Source organism: Sorangium sp. So ce385, from assembly GCF_051474135.1.
GTDB lineage: Bacteria > Myxococcota_A > Polyangia > Polyangiales > Polyangiaceae > Sorangium > Sorangium cellulosum_D.
Genome location: NZ_CP150337.1, coordinates 7,370,919 through 7,388,263, shown reverse-complemented (window position 1 = coordinate 7,388,263; position 17,345 = coordinate 7,370,919). Strand labels below are relative to the sequence as shown.

At 68.8% G+C, this 17,345-nt stretch carries 16 protein-coding genes; 15 read left to right on the top strand and 1 reads right to left on the bottom strand.

The genetic code is table 11. The features are described 5' to 3' along the window. Positions 1-126: 126 nt before the first annotated feature. Positions 127-1,485 carry an ATP-binding protein gene (locus WME83_RS26775; RefSeq protein ID WP_437312529.1) on the bottom strand — a complete coding sequence of 453 codons (1,359 nt, stop codon included), beginning with the start codon at positions 1,483-1,485 and terminating at the stop codon, positions 127-129. Between the two features lie 322 nt (positions 1,486-1,807). On the opposite strand from WME83_RS26775, the gene WME83_RS26770 reads away from it, so the two are divergent. The 15 genes from WME83_RS26770 (at position 1,808) to WME83_RS26700 (ending at position 17,345) form a co-directional block, all read left to right on the top strand. Then, complete coding sequence (locus tag WME83_RS26770) at positions 1,808-2,386, top strand: DUF4255 domain-containing protein (RefSeq protein WP_437312528.1); 579 nt, start codon at positions 1,808-1,810, stop codon at positions 2,384-2,386. Continuing rightward, positions 2,383-3,195 (top strand): hypothetical protein, encoded by an 813-nt coding sequence (locus WME83_RS26765; protein WP_437312527.1) that lies wholly within the window; start codon positions 2,383-2,385, stop codon positions 3,193-3,195. The genes WME83_RS26770 and WME83_RS26765 overlap by 4 nt, the downstream gene beginning before the upstream one ends. A 24-nt stretch (positions 3,196-3,219) precedes the next feature. After that, a complete protein-coding gene (locus WME83_RS26760; protein ID WP_437312526.1) occupies positions 3,220-4,536 on the top strand; it encodes a phage tail sheath family protein in 1,317 nt (438 codons plus the stop codon). Between the two features lie 3 nt (positions 4,537-4,539). After that, positions 4,540-5,013 carry a phage tail protein gene (locus WME83_RS26755; protein WP_437312525.1) on the top strand — a complete coding sequence of 158 codons (474 nt, stop codon included), beginning with the start codon at positions 4,540-4,542 and terminating at the stop codon, positions 5,011-5,013. A gap of 9 nt (positions 5,014-5,022) precedes the next feature. Then, a complete protein-coding gene (locus WME83_RS26750; protein WP_437312524.1) occupies positions 5,023-5,472 on the top strand; it encodes a phage tail protein in 450 nt (149 codons plus the stop codon). A gap of 63 nt (positions 5,473-5,535) precedes the next feature. Further along, positions 5,536-6,012 (top strand): phage tail protein, encoded by a 477-nt coding sequence (locus tag WME83_RS26745; RefSeq protein WP_437312523.1) that lies wholly within the window; start codon positions 5,536-5,538, stop codon positions 6,010-6,012. 2 nt (positions 6,013-6,014) lie between these two features. Next, positions 6,015-6,179, top strand: a complete 165-nt coding sequence (locus WME83_RS26740) for a DUF5908 family protein (protein ID WP_437312522.1) — start codon at positions 6,015-6,017, stop codon at positions 6,177-6,179. After that, positions 6,176-6,898 (top strand): CIS tube protein, encoded by a 723-nt coding sequence (locus WME83_RS26735; protein WP_437312521.1) that lies wholly within the window; start codon positions 6,176-6,178, stop codon positions 6,896-6,898. The genes WME83_RS26740 and WME83_RS26735 overlap by 4 nt, the downstream gene beginning before the upstream one ends. 5 nt (positions 6,899-6,903) lie before the next feature. After that, positions 6,904-8,619: a type VI secretion system tip protein VgrG gene (vgrG, locus tag WME83_RS26730; RefSeq protein ID WP_437312520.1), complete on the top strand. Its 1,716-nt coding sequence runs from the start codon at positions 6,904-6,906 to the stop codon at positions 8,617-8,619. A 17-nt stretch (positions 8,620-8,636) separates the two neighbouring features. Next, positions 8,637-8,804 (top strand): hypothetical protein, encoded by a 168-nt coding sequence (locus WME83_RS26725; protein ID WP_437312519.1) that lies wholly within the window; start codon positions 8,637-8,639, stop codon positions 8,802-8,804. Further along, positions 8,794-9,210, top strand: a complete 417-nt coding sequence (locus WME83_RS26720; RefSeq protein WP_020737288.1) for a GPW/gp25 family protein — start codon at positions 8,794-8,796, stop codon at positions 9,208-9,210. The genes WME83_RS26725 and WME83_RS26720 overlap by 11 nt, the downstream gene beginning before the upstream one ends. Before the next feature lie 6 nt (positions 9,211-9,216). Beyond that, the gene (locus WME83_RS26715) at positions 9,217-9,651 is read left to right on the top strand and encodes a hypothetical protein (protein WP_437312518.1); all 435 of its coding nucleotides are present in this window, start codon (positions 9,217-9,219) and stop codon (positions 9,649-9,651) included. Between the two features lie 15 nt (positions 9,652-9,666). Continuing rightward, positions 9,667-13,881, top strand: a complete 4,215-nt coding sequence (locus WME83_RS26710; RefSeq protein WP_437312517.1) for a baseplate J/gp47 family protein — start codon at positions 9,667-9,669, stop codon at positions 13,879-13,881. 70 nt (positions 13,882-13,951) lie between these two features. After that, positions 13,952-15,331: a tail fiber domain-containing protein gene (locus WME83_RS26705; RefSeq protein WP_437312516.1), complete on the top strand. Its 1,380-nt coding sequence runs from the start codon at positions 13,952-13,954 to the stop codon at positions 15,329-15,331. 22 nt (positions 15,332-15,353) lie between these two features. Next, positions 15,354-17,345 (top strand): hypothetical protein, encoded by a 1,992-nt coding sequence (locus tag WME83_RS26700; RefSeq protein WP_437312515.1) that lies wholly within the window; start codon positions 15,354-15,356, stop codon positions 17,343-17,345.

The following is a 17,345-nucleotide window of genomic DNA, read 5'->3' as shown; positions in this document are numbered from 1 at the left end:
CATCGTCATTCCGTCGGTGCCATCGCGATACCGGTCGTACCCGTCGTCGGTCGCGCTGACAACTTAAGCTATTTTAATGCGCGTCGGATCCGGCGGCGTGGCCGGGCGTGTCGCGCGAGCGTCCGCTCAACCCGCCTTCCCCTGCTTGGCATACTCCTTCCGGATGCCCTGCAGGAGGTCGTCTGCCGTGAGGGGGCGGCCGCCCTCTCTCAAGGCCTGCAGCGAGGCGTAGCGGATCACGTTCATGATCGCGCCCCCCGCGAGCGCGTGCTCGCGCGCGATCTTCTCGAGGTCCACGGATCCGTCGAGCCTCGCCTTGGGCGAGAGCCCCTGCCGCCACAGCCGCGCGCGCTCCTCGGCGCGCGGCATCGGAAAGTAGATGATCGACTCGAACCGCCGCGCGAAGGCGTCGTCGAGGTTGTCGCGCAGGTTGGACGCCAGGACCGCGAGCCCGTCGAAGGTCTCGATGCGCTGGAGGAGGAAGGAGACCTGCTGGTTGGCGTAACGGTCGTGCGCGTCCCGCGTCTCGCTGCGCTTGCCGAAGAGCGCGTCGGCCTCGTCGAAGAACAGGATCCAGCCCCTGCGCTCGGCCTGGTCGAAGACCCGGCCGAGGTTCTTCTCCGTCTCCCCGAGGTACTTCGACACCACCAGGGAGATATCCACCTTGTAGACCTCACGGCCGGCGGACTTGCCGAGCAGGCAGGCGGTCATCGTCTTGCCCGTGCCCGGCGGGCCATAGAAGAGGCTGCGGTAGCCGGGGCGCAGCTTCCCGGCCATGCCCCAGTCCGCCATCAACGTCTCTCCGTGCTCGATCCAGGTCTCGATCTCCTCGAGGTGCTTGCGGGTGCTGGGCTGCAGCACCACGTCCTCCCAGCCGAGGCGCGTCTCGATCCGCTGGGCGGGGAAGCCGGGCCCGCAGCGGCGCCGCCGCGGCTCGCCGGTGGTGAAGAGGCAGAGCAGCTCCTCCGAGATCCGGAGGGGCGCCTTCATCGGCGTCAGCTCGTCGCCGCCCCCGAGCCTGAGGACGTCGTGCCTGGCGAAGAGGTGCTCTGGATCCAGGAGGAGCTGCGCCGAGAACCGGACCGCGAGGTCGTCGCCGCCGAGGAGGAACGCCAGCGTCTCGGCCGTGGGCAGGAGCTCGCCGCCGGCGCTGAGCTGGGCGCCGCCGAACTCGGTGAGCCTCCGATCCAGGGCGGCGTCGCGGCCGAAGCAGACGTCGAGGAGCTGGGGCCGCAGGTGCGGGACCAGGGCGAGCACCAGGGCGAGGCGCTCGACGAAGGAGAGCTGATGGCGCCGCACGAAGCCGGCGTACTCCGAGCTCGACCCGCCGAGGTCGGGCGGCGCGATGTCGAGCACGCTCCCGTCGGTCGCGTCCTCGCCGAAACGGATCTTGATCCGCGCCTCCAGGACACTGCGAAACCAGATCAGCTCCCGCTCGAGGTCGGCGGCGTTCTCCACGATCTTGGTCATCGTTTCCATACCCATCGAGCCGCGGCGCTCCTCCTCGCTCCAGAACCGCTGCGCGAACGGTGGCACGACGCGCCCCGGTCGCGCCGCTAAATACGAGGCTCCTTAAAATGGCTTAAGTTGTCGATGCGGCCGTTCGTGGGTACTACGGATGTCGAGCTCGGCGCCGGCGGGCGACCCAGGACGTCGCCCGCCGGCGTCGAGGCGCCGTTTCAGCGTGGCGATCCGCTCGACGCCGCCCGACGCCGAGGCGTCGGGCCGAGGACGCCCTGACCCCAAGCCTTCGAGGATGAGAGCCCATGAGCGCGGGACAAGCTCAGGGCTCCAGGAGCCATCAGCCGTGATCAGCGAACTCCTCGTCTTGCTCAGGAACACGGTGAACGAGCACCTGACCGCGAGCGCGGGCTGGCGCGGCCCGGTGCCCGACCAGGGGCCAGTCGCCTTCCTCGACAGCGAGGCGGCGGACGGCCTCGAGCTCAAGCTCGGCGCCGTCACGCTCCTCCTGGTCAACCTCGAGGAGGATCACACGCTGAGGCCGGCCGACCCGTTCCGGGTGACGCTGCCGGACGGCACCACGCAGCGCGTCCAGCCGGCGATCCAGATGAACGCTTATGTCCTCTTCGCCGCCCGCTTCAAGGAGTACGAGCAAGGGCTGCGGTGCATCTCGCTGATCCTGCAGCTCTTCCAGGGCCGCCGGGTCCTCGACCACGAGAACACGCCGGCGCTGAGCGGCAGGATCGAGAGGCTCACCCTGGAGCTGTTGACGCTCCCCCTCTCCGAGCTGAACCAGCTCTGGGGCGTGCTCCGGAGCGCGTATCAACCGTCGCTCCTCTACAAGGTCCGGATGGTCGTCTTCCAGGACGAGGACGGCCTCAACGCGCCGCAGATCACCGAGCCGGTGCTGAGGATCCACCCGTGAAGCACGCCGCGATCATCGAGGTGCTCTTGCAGCACGCGTTCTACACCGACCTCCGGTGTCCGGACCTCTCGATCGAGCCGAGCGACGCCACGGCGCGCCTGCTCCGCGATCATCGCTGTCTCTGGCGAACGAGCTCCCAGGGCGTCCGGGTCCTCTCTCCGCTCGACCCCACGGGACAACCGTTCCTCCCGCTCCCGGGGGACGCCGCGCTGCTCTTCTACCTGGCGGTCCGGGGCGGCGACTTCGCCGCCATCACCGATCTCACCAGCCTCCGCGGGCGCTCGGCGCCGGTCTTCGCGGACGCCGGCGCGGGGACCGACGGCGAGCTGCGGTTAGCCCCCGCCGACCCCGCGCGGCCGCGGCTCCCGCCGGGCGTCCTCGCCGCCGTCGAGATCCGCCCCGGGAGCGCGCCGCGGCCCGCCCGCTTCCAGGTGAGCTTCCCGGCCAGGCAGGCGCGTTGGGCCTACTACTGCGTCACCGACCTGGCGCCTGCCGCGGGCGAGCTCGCGGTGGTGGACGCCTCGCCCGCCGGGGCCGCCGGCGCGCTGCGCTTCAGCGCGGTGACGCTCGAGCCGACGGACCCGGTCGCGGCGCAGATCGAGCGCCGGTATCCCGGGATGCGCTGCGCGTGCTTCGTCTCCGACCAGCCCGTCGCCGCTCGCGCGGAGCCGAGGAGGAGCCTCGAGCTCCGGCTCGGCCCCGACCGCGTGGCGGGCCCGCTGCCCAATCCGTCGCTGCAGAGCGCTGCAAAGGAGGATCTGCTGTTTCAGATCATCATGTATCGAGCGCAACCGTTTCAAACCCCCTGAGATCGAGGAACAATGCCTGCTTATATGACGCCCGGTGTCTACGTGGAAGAGGTGTCGACCCTGCCGCCCTCCGTGGCGGAGGTCTCCACCGCGGTCCCCGCCTTCATAGGATATACCGAGAAGGGCCCGTCGCTCGCCCAGGTGAGCACGATGCTCGAGTACGAGCAGCTCTTCGGCGGACCCAAGCTCGCGAGCTTCACGGTCACGGTGGACACCTCGTCCCAGGTGACCGGCGTGACGCGGAGCCCCGATCCCGGGTTCCTGCTGTACTACGCCGTGAGCCACTACTTCAAGAACGGGGGCGGGAAGTGCTATATCGTGTCCGCCGGTGACTACTCGTCGCCGCCCGCCAAGGACAAGCTCGCCGACGGCCTCTCGCTGCTCGAGAAGGAGGACGAGCCGACGCTGATCGTCTTGACCGACGCCGTGAGCCTCGCCGCCGCGGACTACCACGAGCTCTGCCAGGCGGCCCTCGCCCAGTGCGCGAGGCTCGGTGATCGCTTCGCGATCTTCGACGTCAAGAAGGACGCGGAGCCGGGCAAGAAGGACATCGACGTGTTCCGCGACGGGATCGGGACGAGCGATCTCGCCTATGGCGCCGCCTACTACCCGTACCTCCAGACCTCCCTGAGCTACGCGTACGCGGACCCGGACGTCACGATCCAGGACGGGGCGGCGGCCGGGGTCGCCCTCGACACCCTCAAGGCGAGTCGGACGGCGATCTACCAGCAGGTCAAGGCGAGGCTCGCGGCCGAGCGGGTCGTCCTCCCGCCGAGTGCGGCGATCGCAGGGATCTACGCCAGCGTCGACCGGGATCGCGGCGTGTGGAAGGCGCCCGCCAACGTCAGCGTCGCGGCCGTCATCGGGCCGGTGCTGAAGATCACGAGCGAGGCCCAGGACGCCCTCAACGTGGATCCGACGGCGGGTAAATCGATCAACGCGGTGCGCGCGTTCACCGGCAAGGGGACGATCGTGTGGGGGGCGAGGACCCTGGCCGGCAACGACAACGAGTGGCGGTACATCTCGGTCCGGCGGCTCTTCATCATGATCGAGGAGTCGGCCCGGAAGGCGACCTCCTTCGCGGTCTTCGAGCCCAACGACATGACGACCTGGCTGAAGGTCAAGGGGATGATCGAGAGCTTCCTCTACGGCCTCTGGGAGCGCGGCGCCCTGGCCGGGGCGTCCCCGGCGGCGGCCTACTTCGTCAACGTGGGCCTGGGCAAGACGATGACCAACCAGGACGTCCTCGAGGGGCGGATGATCGTCGAGATCGGGATCGCGGCGGTGCGACCGGCCGAGTTCGTCGTCCTTCGCTTCTCCCACAAGATGCAGGAGGCATAGGCCATGGCACTGACCAAGAGCGAGATCGTGACCGCGTATCCTCTCCCGTCGTACAACTACCGAGTCGAGATCGCGGGCGCCGCGGTCGGCTTCTCGGAGGTCTCCGGGCTCAGCATCAAGCGCGAGACGACGACCTACAAGGAGAGCCCCGTCGGCGGGGCGGCGCCCGGTCCGGTGGTGATGAACATGCCGGCGCAGCGCACCGCGCCGACGCTCACGCTGAAGAAGGGCATCGTCAAGAAGGCGAGCGTGTCCACGCTCTACGCCTGGATCAGCGCGATCCAGGTGAACCAGGTCGAGAAGAAGGACATCTACGTCCGCCTCTGCGACGAGAAGGGCGACGCGGTGATCAGCTGGAAGGTGCAGAACGCCTTCCCCACGAGGCTCGACGCGCCCACCTTCACGGCCACGTCCAACGAGGCCGCCATCGAGAGCATGGAGCTGATGGCGGACGCGATCCTGATCGAAGAGGCGTAGAGCGGCGCGATGGCCCAGTCGACGGACAACCAGCGGACGAGCTACCCGCTCGCCGCGTACAACTTCCGCGTGAAGGTGGGCGAGACCTCGATGAGCTTCACCGAGGTCTCCGGTCTCGCGGTGGAGCGCGAGCACGTGACGTACGAGCACGGCCTGAGCTTCCGGGAGGGCCCCGTGCTCATGAGGTTCAACTCCAGGCGTTTCACGCCCGTCACCTGCAAGCGCGGCGCCGTCCTCGGGGCAGATCCGCTGTTTCTCTTCGACTGGCTTGAGGCGGGGGACGGCCGGCGCATGGAGGTCAGCCTCTGCGACGCGACCGGCGCGGCGGTGCTCGCCTGGAGGGTCGCCGTCGCGATCCCCGTCAGCCTCAAGGCGCCCACCTTCAGCGCCGCCACGAACGAGGTCGTCGTGGACGCGCTCGATCTGCAGGTCAGGGAGGTCTCCGTTGTCAGGCTCTGACGTTCGCGACGACGGCAGTCGCCTCGGTCTACGCCCCGGGCTCCGGGGTTGGAGGTCAAGCACATGATCACGCCCATCCCGGCTCTCCTCCCGCAGCGCGAGCTGGTCGTCGACTTCCGCTTCGGCGTCTTCTTCCTCGTCGGCGGCGTGGCGCCGAACCCGCTCGACATCCGGTTCAAGCGGGTGAAGGGGCTCTCGGCGACGGTGAAGACGACGCCGCTCGCGGAGGGCGGACAGAACCTCTACACCCAGCGGCTGCCCGATGGGGTCGAGTATGGCAACCTCGTCCTCGAGCGCGGCTTGATCGTGGGCTCGCCGCTGCACCTCGAGGTCGAGGCCGCCCTGTCGCTCTTCAAGTTCGCCCCCTCGAACGTCGTCGTCACCCTCTTCAACGACGCGTACGTGCCCGTGTCGGCGTGGTTCTTCTTCAAGGCCTATCCGGTCAGGTGGGCGATCTCGGACCTCGACGCAGCATCGACGGGCGTGCTCGTCGACACGCTCGAGCTCGCCTACGCCCGGATGCAGATCATGAGGGTGTGACCATGGCTGTGGAGATCAAAGAGCTGGTGATCCGCGCCGTCGTCGCGCCCCCGGAGGGGGCGCCGGGCGCGCGCGAGGCCGCGCCCGACGCCGCCGGGCTGGAGGCCGTCGTCGAGGCGGCGGTCAAGGAGGTCCTCCGGGTCCTCAGGGCGTCGAAGGAGAGATGATCGTGGGACTGAACCTCTTCAAGCTCGAGAAGCTCAAGATCAAGGCGTTCAAGGACGTCGGACGCCGGCAGCCGATCGGGGCGCCGTTCGAGGCGATGTTCAACCCGGCGTCGTTCTCGCAGCGCTACGCGATCGCCTGGGGGGCCAGGCAGGGGGTGGGCTCCAGCGGGCCGCAGCTCTCGTACAGCCGGAGCAAGCCGAGCGAGCTCACGCTCACCCTGGTGGTCGACGGCACCGGCGTGGAGTCGCTGGGGATCGCCGCGCCGGCGCGGAAGAGCGTGAAGGATCGCGTCAAGACGTTCCTCGACGTCACCTTCCGTTACAACGGGGTCATCCACGAGCCCAATTATCTGCTCGTGGAGTGGGGATCGCTGATCTTCTCCTGTCGCCTCTCCGCGGTCGACATCAAGTACACCGCGTTCGAGCGCGACGGCACCCCGCTCCGGGCAGAGATCGAGGTGACGCTGATCTCCGACAAGGCCGCCAAGGCGCGCGCCAGGGAGGAGGGCAAGACGTCGCCGGATCTGACCCACAGCCGGATCGTGCGCAGCGGGGACACGCTGCCGCTGCTGACCAGGGACATTTACGGCTCGTCCGCCCGCTACCTGGACGTCGCGCGGTGGAACCGGCTGGACGACTTCAGGCGGCTGATCCCCGGCCAGGAGATCTTCTTTCCGCCGCTCGCCAACCTGGGCGCCGGCACCTCCGGGGAAGGGTAGACGCCATGCCCGCGGTGACTCCCACCATCCTCAGCGACGGCAAGCCGATGGACCCGGCCTACGAGCTCCTCTCCATCGACATTCGGAGAGAGGTCGACCGCATCCCCCGAGCGGAGCTGCGCGTGCTCGACGGCGACGCCGCGCAGCAGGCGTTCGCCATCAGCGATACGGGCTTCTTCGCGCCGGGGGCGAAGATCGAGATCAAGCTCCGGTACGAGGGGGAAGAGGACCGGTGCGTCTTCAAGGGGGTGGTGGTTCGGCACGGGGTGGAGGCGGGCGGCGACGGCTCCGTCCTCGTGATCGGGCTCAAGGACGCCGCGGTCAGGCTGACCGGCGCGCGGCGGAGCGCCGTCTTCCGGAAGATGACCGACGGCGCGATCGTGAAACAGCTGATCGAGGCGGCGGAGCTCGAGGTCGGCACCATCGCCGAGACCAGGCCGGAGCACGCGGAGATGGTGCAATACCACGCCACGCCGTGGGACTTCATCCTCGCACGGGCAGGCGCGCTCGGCCTCCTCGTGGTCGTCGAGGACGGCAAGATCTCGCTCCGGAAGATGGCCATCGAAGGCGCGCCCAGGCACCGCTTCGCTCATGGCATCACCGAGATCTTCGACCTCGAGATCGAGGCTGACGCCGAGCACCAGTACCGCGCCGTGGAGAGCGTCGCGTGGGACGTGAAGGAGCAGAAGCCCACCGCGGCCAGCAAGGCGAAGAGCGTCCGCGCCACCCAGGGGAACCTCGACGGGGGCAAGCTCGGCGACGCCGTCGGCAACGGCACCTGCACGCTCTCCCACCCGGTCCCCGTCGCCGCGGAGGAGCTCCAGGCCTGGGCCGATGCCCGCATGGCGAGGAGCCGGATGGCGCTGCTCCGCGGGCGCATCGCGGTGCCGGGCTTCGCCGGCATCAGGCCGCTCGACGTCATGGAGGTCGCCGGGGTCGGCAAGCGATTCAACGGCACGACGCTGGTGACGGGGTTTCGCCACCGGGTCGACGCGTCGGGCTGGCGCACCGACGTGCAGTTCGGGCTCTCGCCCGAGGAGCTCTCCCGCAAGGAGGAGCTCCGCGAGGCGCCGGCGGCCGGGCTCCTGCCCGCGGTGAGCGGGCTGCAGATCGGCGTCGTCGCAGATTTCGAGGACGATCCCGACGAGGAGCTCCGGGTCAAGGTCATCCTCCCCGGGGTCGACGCGAAGCAGGACAAGGCGGTCTGGGCCCGGCTCGCCGCGCCCGGCGCAGGCAAGGCCCGCGGGTGCTTCTTCCGGCCGGAGCCCAAGGACGAGGTGGTGGTGGGCTTCTTCAACGACGATCCGCGCCGCCCCGTGATCCTGGGGGCCCTCTTCGGGTCGAAGAACGCGCCCCCGGAGACGATGGGAAAGCCCACCAAAAAGAACGACAAGAGCGGGATCGTCACCAAGTTCGGGACGAAGATACAGCTCCTCGACCCCGACAAGGATAAGGCGTCGGTGTCCATCGAGACGGCCAACAAGAACAAGCTGCTCATCGACGACGGCGCAAAATCGATCGTCCTCTCCGACCAGCACGAGAATTCGATCACCATGGGTAAGGACGGCATCAAGATCAAGAGCAATGGGGATCAGGGCGCGAACACGCAGAGCTCGATCACGCTGGGTAAGGATGGGATCGAGATCACGAGCACTAAGCATCTCAATCTCAAGATCGAGGGCGACGTCACGATCAGCGGCAAGAAGGTCGACATCCAATGAGCCAGTCGGGACAAGAAGTGAGAGAAATCCATCTCTCGGTGACGGTGGACGAGGCGAACCTGATCCTGGAGGGGGTGGGGCTGCTCCCGTTCGCCAGGGTCTACGCGCTGGTCGCCAAGGTGCAGCAGCAGGCGAGCCAGCAGCTCGGCGGCAAGCCCGCCCGGGAGGAGCCAGATGCGACCTGAGAGCTCCTTCCTCGGTCGAGGCTGGGCCTTCCCGCCCTCGTTCAGCCGCGGCGGGGCTGACGTGGAGATGGTCTCCGGCCCCGCAGACATCCAGCAGAGCCTGCAGATCCTGGTGGGGACCTCGCCGGGCGAGCGGGTCCTCGCGGAGACGTTCGGCTGCGACCTCGCGAGCCTGGTGTTCGAGGAGCTGGATCAGGGCCTGATCAACACGATCGAGCGGCTCCTGACGGACGCGATCCTCGAGCACGAGCCCCGGATCCAGGTCGATCGGATCGATGTCGCGGCGAGCGACACCCAGCCTGGCTGCGTGCTCATCGGGGTCAACTACACCATCAGGGATACGAACTCGCGCTTCAACATGGTCTTCCCGTTCTATCTCACGGAGGCGACCCTCCCGGGGTGGTGAGCGCGCATGGAGAGACTCATCCTCATCGAGGGCGATAAGGCGATCTTCCTGCCCAGCTTCGGGGACGCGCTCGTCCTGCCCAGGCCCGGAAAGCTGAAGGGGAGCGGCCCGGCGACGCTGAACGGGAAGAAGATCTGCGTCGAAGGCGACGAGGGCGAGGTCTCGGTCGCCAACTGCTCGTACGTGAAGCCGGGGTACTCCATCCCGGGCACGGGGACGCTGAAGATCGCTGCCCTCGAGAGCGATCAGAAGGCGAAGAAGACGAAGACCGGCGACAAGGCGGTCCTCCTGAAAGGGACCACGTTCACCGCGACGTTCGAGGTCCAGAACCCGGCGAAGCAGCCGCCGAAGGGGCCAGGGCCGCCGATCCCGGATTCGACCCCGACGTACACAGGCAAGGGCATGTTCAAGACGACCAACAAGATCTTCAAGGGAACCTGAAAGGCAGAGCCATCCATGTCGAGCACGTCGAGAGAGCCTGCGGGCGCGGAGCGCGACGGTACGAGCCAGGCGGGGCGCGCGCTCGCCGCGCTCGATCCCGGCCACGTCTCGGTGGACGAGCGGACGTCCGCGGAGCTCCTTTCGTTCGCGCGCGCCTACGGCAAGGAGCTCACGTACTACGGCGCCGGCGGTAAGCCGGAGGGCGACTGGAGCGGGTTCGTCGGCGCGAAGCTCCGGCCCGAGGACGTCGCGGCGTTCCTCCGGGATCCCGGGAAGTTCACCCCCGAGGCCGCGCCCGAGCTCTACCGGCCGCATTTCGTCCTCTTCCTCGCGTTCCTGCAGCTCCTCGAGAAATCGCGGGCCGAGCTCAACACGCTGACAGGACGGCACCTCGACTTCTACTATCGCCAGGTCCTGCGGATGGCCCGGAGGCCGCCCGTCCCGGATCGGGTGAGCCTGATCGTCGATCTCGCCTCCCGCGGCCGGCAGGTCCTGCTGCCGGCTGGGACGCGCCTCGACGCGGGCCCGGACAGCCTTGGACGAGCCCGGATCTATGCGACCGATCGGGATCTCGTCGTCAACCGGACGCAGATCGAAGCGATCAGCTCCCTCTTCATCGATCGACGGCGCGTGGGGCTCCGCGAGATCTCGATCCGCCACGCGAACGACAAGCAGCGGGCGTGCGAGGCGATGTTCGCGCTCGCGATCGGAGACCCGCTCCCGCCCTATCCCGGCTTGGCTCGGCCGGTCGACTTCGCCCAGCTGACGGCCCTCCGCGAGCTCGTGAGGCGCTCGGACAGCGACTTCTTCATGTCGCCTCCCACGCTGCGCGACCTGATGAACCGGCGGAAGCTGCGCGCGGAGACGCCCTCCGAGTGGGGCGAGATCTACGCGGCGCTGGAGCGCGCGGGCGCGAAGAAGCGGGGCGCACCGTTCACGCTCGCCCGGAGCTCGCGGGACCTGGAGGCGAACCTCCAGGAGGCCGTGGGGCCTTTCGCCTACGGCACGCTCGCCCAGGTGAGGACCGTGGACGACCTCTACGAGCACCGGGCGCGCGGCGACGTCCAGGCGTTCATCGAGGGGACGCTGTGCTTCGCGCTCGCCGACTTCGAGCGGATGATGCAGCTCAAGAGGCGGTTCGACGCCGCGTGGGGCGAGATCAACCGCATCCTCGAGAGCGCCGGGCAGAAGCGGCGCAACGACCCCGACTACCGGCTGTCGCCGGCCGACGTCACGGCCTTCGCCGACAACGCGAAGGCGGCTGTCGGCACGGACGGCATCGAGGCGTACTGGGGACAGGTCCTCGCGCTCGAGGGGTACTTCTACATCCCGGCGGAGCGCTTCGGCGTCGCCATGGGCGAGGTCCTCGACACGCCGCAGAACGACTGGAACCAGGTCTTTTCGATCCTCGAGGAGGCCCACCGGGAGAAGCTCCGCAAGGACCGCAGAGACGAGCTCCGGCGGCTCCACGAGGCCACGCCGCCGGCGCGGCTCGTGGACCTGATCCGGTACGTGCTGGGCGAGGCCCCGAGCCCGGACGAGGACCCCGCCGCGATGGACCGCCTCGAGCCCTACCTCGGCAAGCCGGATCTCGCCAAGCTCCGGGCGGCCGAGGCGGCGAGCGACTGGGAGGAGATCGATGTCCTCCTGGAGATCGCCGAGCGCAATCGGCTCGGCGAGCCGCCGGCGGAGCGGGAAGAGTGGTTCAACCTGTTCCCGGCGGAGGACGCCACCTCGGTGTCCACCCGCCCGGCGGCCACCGCGGGGGGCGCGCCCGCGTGGGCCACCTTCGGGGCGGCGCGGCCCTCCTCGAGCGCGGGCCCCGCTCCGCGGCCCGTCCTCGGCTGGGCCCTCTGCTCTCCGCTGCTGGTGCTCGGCGAAGGCGAGCGCGTCATCACCCTCACCCTGGGGCTCAGCGCCGCGCGCGTCCCGCTCGAGGACCTCTTCCCCAACGGCGGAGAGCTCCCGCTGCTCTTCCAGCTCAGCACCGCCAAGGGCTGGATCGAGTGCTCCTCCGTCGGAGTGCAGATCGGTTCGTACAAGGATCTGACCGGCACGACGTCCGAGGGCGACCCGCTCGGCGCTCGATTCACGTTGACCCTCGCGCCCGGCGTCGACCCGATCGCGGCGCCGCCTGCGGGGCTCGCCGGGATGGACAGCCCGTGGCCCGTCTTGCGGCTGATGCTCCGGCCGATCTGGAGCGGGGCAGACCAGAAGTACGTGGTCCGCTACCGGGAGCTCCGCGACCTCCTGATGGTGTCCGCGCACGTCAAGGTGGAGGCCCGAGGGCTCAAGGCGATCAAGCTCCAGAACGACGAGACGACCCTGGACGCGACGAAGCCCTTCGAGCCGTTCGGCAGCGCGCCGGCCGTCGGATCACGCCTCCTCATCGGACATCGCGAGGTCGCCGGCAAGAAGCTCGACAGCCTGGCCATGAGCCTCCAGTGGATGGGGGCGCCGGCGGACCTCGCGGCTCATTACGTCAACTATCCGTCGGCCCCCTTCGCCTTCACCGCCAGGGTCAGCTTGATCGATCGGCGCGGGGAGACGGAGCTCGCCAAGGCGGCGCCGCTCTTCGGCGCGAAGAGCTCCGATCCGACGTCGATCGCCGTCACCACCGCCCTGGCCGCGGCCGCGGCGGCCGACCCCCGGGCGCTCGTCGAGGGCTCGAGCGACGGGGATCTGCCGGCCTCGGGGCGCACCCTGCAATGGGAGCTGAACGCCCCGGATTTCCAGCACGGGAGCTACCCCGTGGTGGCCTCGAGCAAGGCGCTCGCCCTGTCGGTTGCTGTCGCCGGCAACCCGTCGACGGTCAACGCCGCGCAGTACCAGGTGAACCCGCCATACACGCCGAAGCTGAAGAGCCTGACGCTCGACTATGCGTCTTCGCTGGAGCTCCGCTTCGACGGCGCGCCGCGCGTCGCGGGCGTGGATCGGGTGTTCCACGTTCATCCCTTCGGCGCCTGTGACGGGGAGAGAGCGCGATCGAGCGCCGGCCTTCCCTTCCTGCCCAGGTACGAGAACGACGGCGAGCTCTACCTCGGCCTGCGCGACCTCGCCCCGCCCCAGACCGTCTCCATCCTCTTCCAGATGGCGGAGGGCAGCGCCAACCCGGATCTGCCGCCGCAGCCCGTCCGCTTCAGCTACCTGAGCGGCGACCGCTGGATCCCCCTCGGGCACCATCTGCTCTCGGACTCGACGCGCGGCCTCACCAACTCCGGCATCGTCGAGCTCGCCCTCGACCCGGTGGAGCCCAGCACCCGCCTGCGCGGCGATCTCACCTGGATCCGCGCCGCCGTGGAGCGGGACCCACGGAGCCTCTGCGACACCGTCGCGGTCCACACCCAGGCGGTGACGGCCACCTTCGTCGACGACGACAACGCGCCGGATCACTTCGGTGCGCCGCTCCCCGCCGGGACCATCACCAAGCTCAGCTCGGCGATCCCGGAGATCGCGGGCGTGCGCCAGCCCTACGCGTCCTACGGGGGCCGGACGGTGGAGGGCGCGGACACCTGGGCCACGCGCGTCAGCGAGCGCCTCCGCCACAAGCAGCGCGCGCTCACCTTGTGGGACTACGAGCGGCTGGTCCTCGATCGGTTTCCGGCGATCTACCGGGCCAAGTGCGTCCCGGCGACGATCGACGAGCCCGGGGCGGTGAAGGTGGTCGTCATCCCCGATGTCCGGAACAAGCTGCCGGCAGATCCTTACAAGCCCAAGGCGCCCACGAACCTGCTCGCGGACATCCGGGAGCACCTCGCGGTGCGGGCCCCCGCCGCCGCCTCGATCGCGGTCGTGAACGCCCACTACGTGGACGTCCGTGTCCGCCTCGGCGTGCGCTTCCGGGCCGACGGCGATGACGCTTACTACACCCAGCGGCTCAACGACGATCTCAACCGATTCCTCGCCCCCTGGGCGTACGCCGAGGGCGCCGACCTCGCCATCGGCGGGAGGATCTACGCCAACAGCATCGTCGATTTCGTCGAGCGCCGCCCTTATGTGGACTTCGTCGCGGGCATCAAGCTCTTTCGCAGCGACGACGGAGAGCGTTTTCAGCTGGTGCCGCCCCCGGCCGACGGGAGCGGCGCCTTCGTCGGAACGACGAGGCCCGACGCGGTCCTCACCGCGGCTCGGGAACACCAGATCGACGTCCTCCGCGACGGTCTGTACGAAGAGACGCTCATGACGGGCATCAACTTCATGAAGCTCGAGCTCGATTTCTTCATCCACTGAAAGCCTGGGATCAAGCTCAGGCGCCCGAGGCGACGTGCCGGCCGCTCGGTGAGAAAGGCAATCGCATACCATGGAAATCAACAAGAAGAGCCGTACTGAGCTGAAGGCGTACTTCGTCAAGAACGCCCTGCCGACGGAGGGCAACTTCAGGGACCTCATCGACGCGGGGCTCAACCAGAAGGACGACGGCCTCGTCAAGTCGGCCGATCAGCCGGTGCAGATCGCGGCGGCGACGGCCAGCGACAAGCCGGCGATCCACCTCTATGAGAGCTTCGCGACGGACACCAAACCCGCCTGGGTGCTGAGCCTGCAAGCCGACGGCAAGAAGGGCTTCGGCATCGGCGACGGTGACGGCAAAAACCGCCTCTTCATTGATGGCGCGACCGGAAACGTGGGCATTGGCACGGCCGATCCGGCCGGCAACAAGCTCCGGGTGGCGGGGAACGTCCTCGTCGATGGCGCCGACGGCAAGGCGCGCGTGAGCTTCGGTTCCGGCAATCGCCAGATGCTCAACCTCTATGCCGAAGTGCATGGGATCGGCGTCCAGAACAGCACCACATACTTCCGCAGTCCCTCGAATTTTGCCTTCTACAAGGGTGGTGCGCACAGCGACGGTGCGTTCGAACCCGGCACGGACGGCGCCGCGATGCTCGTGATCAAGGACGGCAACGTGGGGATCGGAACGACGACACCCAAAGGCAAGCATCACATTGTGGGCGATCTGGTGTTGGGGCTGGACGCCAACAACGCGAAGTTCATGTTCCACTCACGGACGGCTACCGGAGGCGACTTCCTGCAGATCACGAGCGACGATAGCAACGGCGCCTGGGACTCGGCCAAGGGCATCACCCTGAGGCGCGGGGGCAACGTGGGGATTGGGACGATTCAAACTGGAGACTATAGGCTCACCGTCTCGAGCTCGACCAACCACCTGCAGTTGCGGCGCGAGCCGACCGAAACCACGGGCGGCAAGCAACTCTTCCTCGAGCTCTACCAAGAGGACCCGTACGTCGTGGTACCGACCGTCTATCCCAGCATCAGGTTCCATCACCGCGGCAGGTACTTTTACCGAATCGAGGCCCGCGATAACGGGTTCCACCTCAAGCACGGCGACCTCAACAACGACAGCTACATCGCGATCTTTAGCAGCAGCTTCCAGCAATCCTCGGATCGCCGACTGAAACGCGACATCGTGCCGCTCGGCCCCTCACTGGAGCGGGTGCTCCGGCTCCAGGGGGTGCACTACCGCTGGGTCGACGAGAAGATCGGCTCCGGTTTGCAGATCGGGCTCATCGCGCAGGACGTGGAGGCTGTCTTCCCCGAGCTGGTGTCCTCGACCCACGAGGGCACGAAGGGCGTCGATTACGCGCGCCTCGTGGCGCCGCTCATTGAGGCGGTGAAGGAGCTCGCCGCCGAGGTCGAGGCGCTGAAGCTCGCGCGCGCCACCTGAGCGCGACACTTGGAGCCATCCGATGGACTACGCTCTTCTGCGCCAAGAGGGGATCCGCCAGCTCGAGCGGATGACCGGCGGGCAATGGACGGACTTCAACACGCACGACCCAGGGATCACCATCCTGGAGCAGCTCTGTTATGCCCTCTCGGATCTCGGCTACCGCGCCGGGTACGAGATCCCGGATCTGCTCGCCGACGGCGGGGACGATCCGTACCAGAGCCTCCACCTGCCGGCGGAGATTCTCACCTCGCACCCGGTGACGGCAGCCGACCTCCGCCGGCTCGTCCTCGACGTGGAAGGCGTCAAGAACGCCTGGGTCGAGCCGGCCACGGCGGACGCGCTCCAGCTTTACTATCATCCCGTGGGGCGGGAGCTCCGCCTCGCGCCCAAGGACGTCGTCGCCGAGCCGGTCCGCCTGCGTGGCCTCCACCGCGTCCTCATCGAGGCGTCGGACCACAGCCAGGGCACCCAGGTCAGGGCCGAGGTCGCTCGGAGGCTCCACCGGAACCGCCCTCTGTGCGAGGACTTCGCCGAGATCACGGTGCTGGAGCCGCAGCTCATCCAGGTCGAGGCCACGGTGGAGATCACGCCGGTGGACGACCCCGCGGCGCTGCTGAACGAGATCGGCGGCGCGATCGCCGACGAGATCGCGCCGCCCGTCCGCTTCGCGACGCTCTCGCAGCGGCTCGGCGCCGGCGCCAGCGTCGAGGCGATGTTCGAGGGGCCCCGGCTCGATCGCGGGTTCCTCTCCGACGAGGTGCTGGCGAGCGCGACGCGGAGGACCGTGATCCACACCTCCGATCTGATGCGCGCGATCACGGACATCGCGGCGGTGCGGGCGGTGAGCCGGATCCGCGTCTCCACGGGCGGCGCCAAGGAGGAGTGGTCCCTACGGGTCGACCCGGATCGGGTCCCGAAGATGAACTTCGATGCATCCGTCATCACCCTGATGAGCGCCGGGCGGGTGATCGCCCAGGCGAAGCCGGAGAGGGCGCCGGACGCGCCCTGGGGCGCGGGCGACGGCGCGCTCGCGGTGCCCGTGGGGCGCAACCGGAACGTCGGCGCGTACACCTCGATACGGCAGCACCTCCCGATGCTCTACGGGGTCGGAGAGGCGGGGCTACCGGACTCGGCGACGCCCGCACGCAAGGCGCAGGCGCGGCAGCTCGCGGCGTACCTGATGTTCTTCGATCAGCTCCTCGCCAACGCCTTCGCGCAGCTCGCCCACGTCAAGGATCTGTTCTCCTACGACGGCGGCACGCGGACGTACTTCACGCAGGCGCTGGACCAGCCCGGCCTCCGGCTCGAGGAGATCCGCGCGCTCGACGATGCGCACCGGACCCGGCTCGGCGACCTCGTGGAGACCCCGGACGAGGCCGCGTCCCTGGAGCGGAAGAACCGCTTCTTGAATCACCTCCTCGCCCGCTTCGCGGAGCCGATCGCCGGTCACGACGCGGCCTCCGCGCCGATCCCTCCGACGGAGCGCGTGCGGCGCAAGCAGCGCCTCCTGCAGCGATACCCCCGGATCAGCAGCGCGCGGGGGACGGGGTTCGATGGCCTCGCGCCCGCTGGCCCCGCCAACCTGTCGGGGCTGGAGGAGCGGCTCCGCATCACGCTCGGGCTCGCCGGCGGCGAGGAGATCACCGTCGTCGAGCACATCCTGCTCCGACCGATGGCGGGCGACGAGGCGCAGGAGCGCCCCGGGCCGACGGACGCGCCCACCGACAGGCCGCCCGCGCTGCTCTCGGCCGCGCGGGAGAAGGACCCCTACTCGCTGCGATTGACGTTCGTCCTCCCCGACGGGGTGGGGCGATTCAGCGATCCAGCGTTCAAGCAGCTCGTCGAGAACACCCTCCGCGCGGAGACGCCGGCGCACCTGACACCGTATGTGCTCTGGATGGCGGCCGACGCGTGGGCGGCATTCCGGACGGCTCACGAGCAGTGGTTGCAGAAGCGGCGAGCGGTCCTCGCCGCGACGCTGGGCGTACACCTGGAGGAGCGGAGCTCGTAG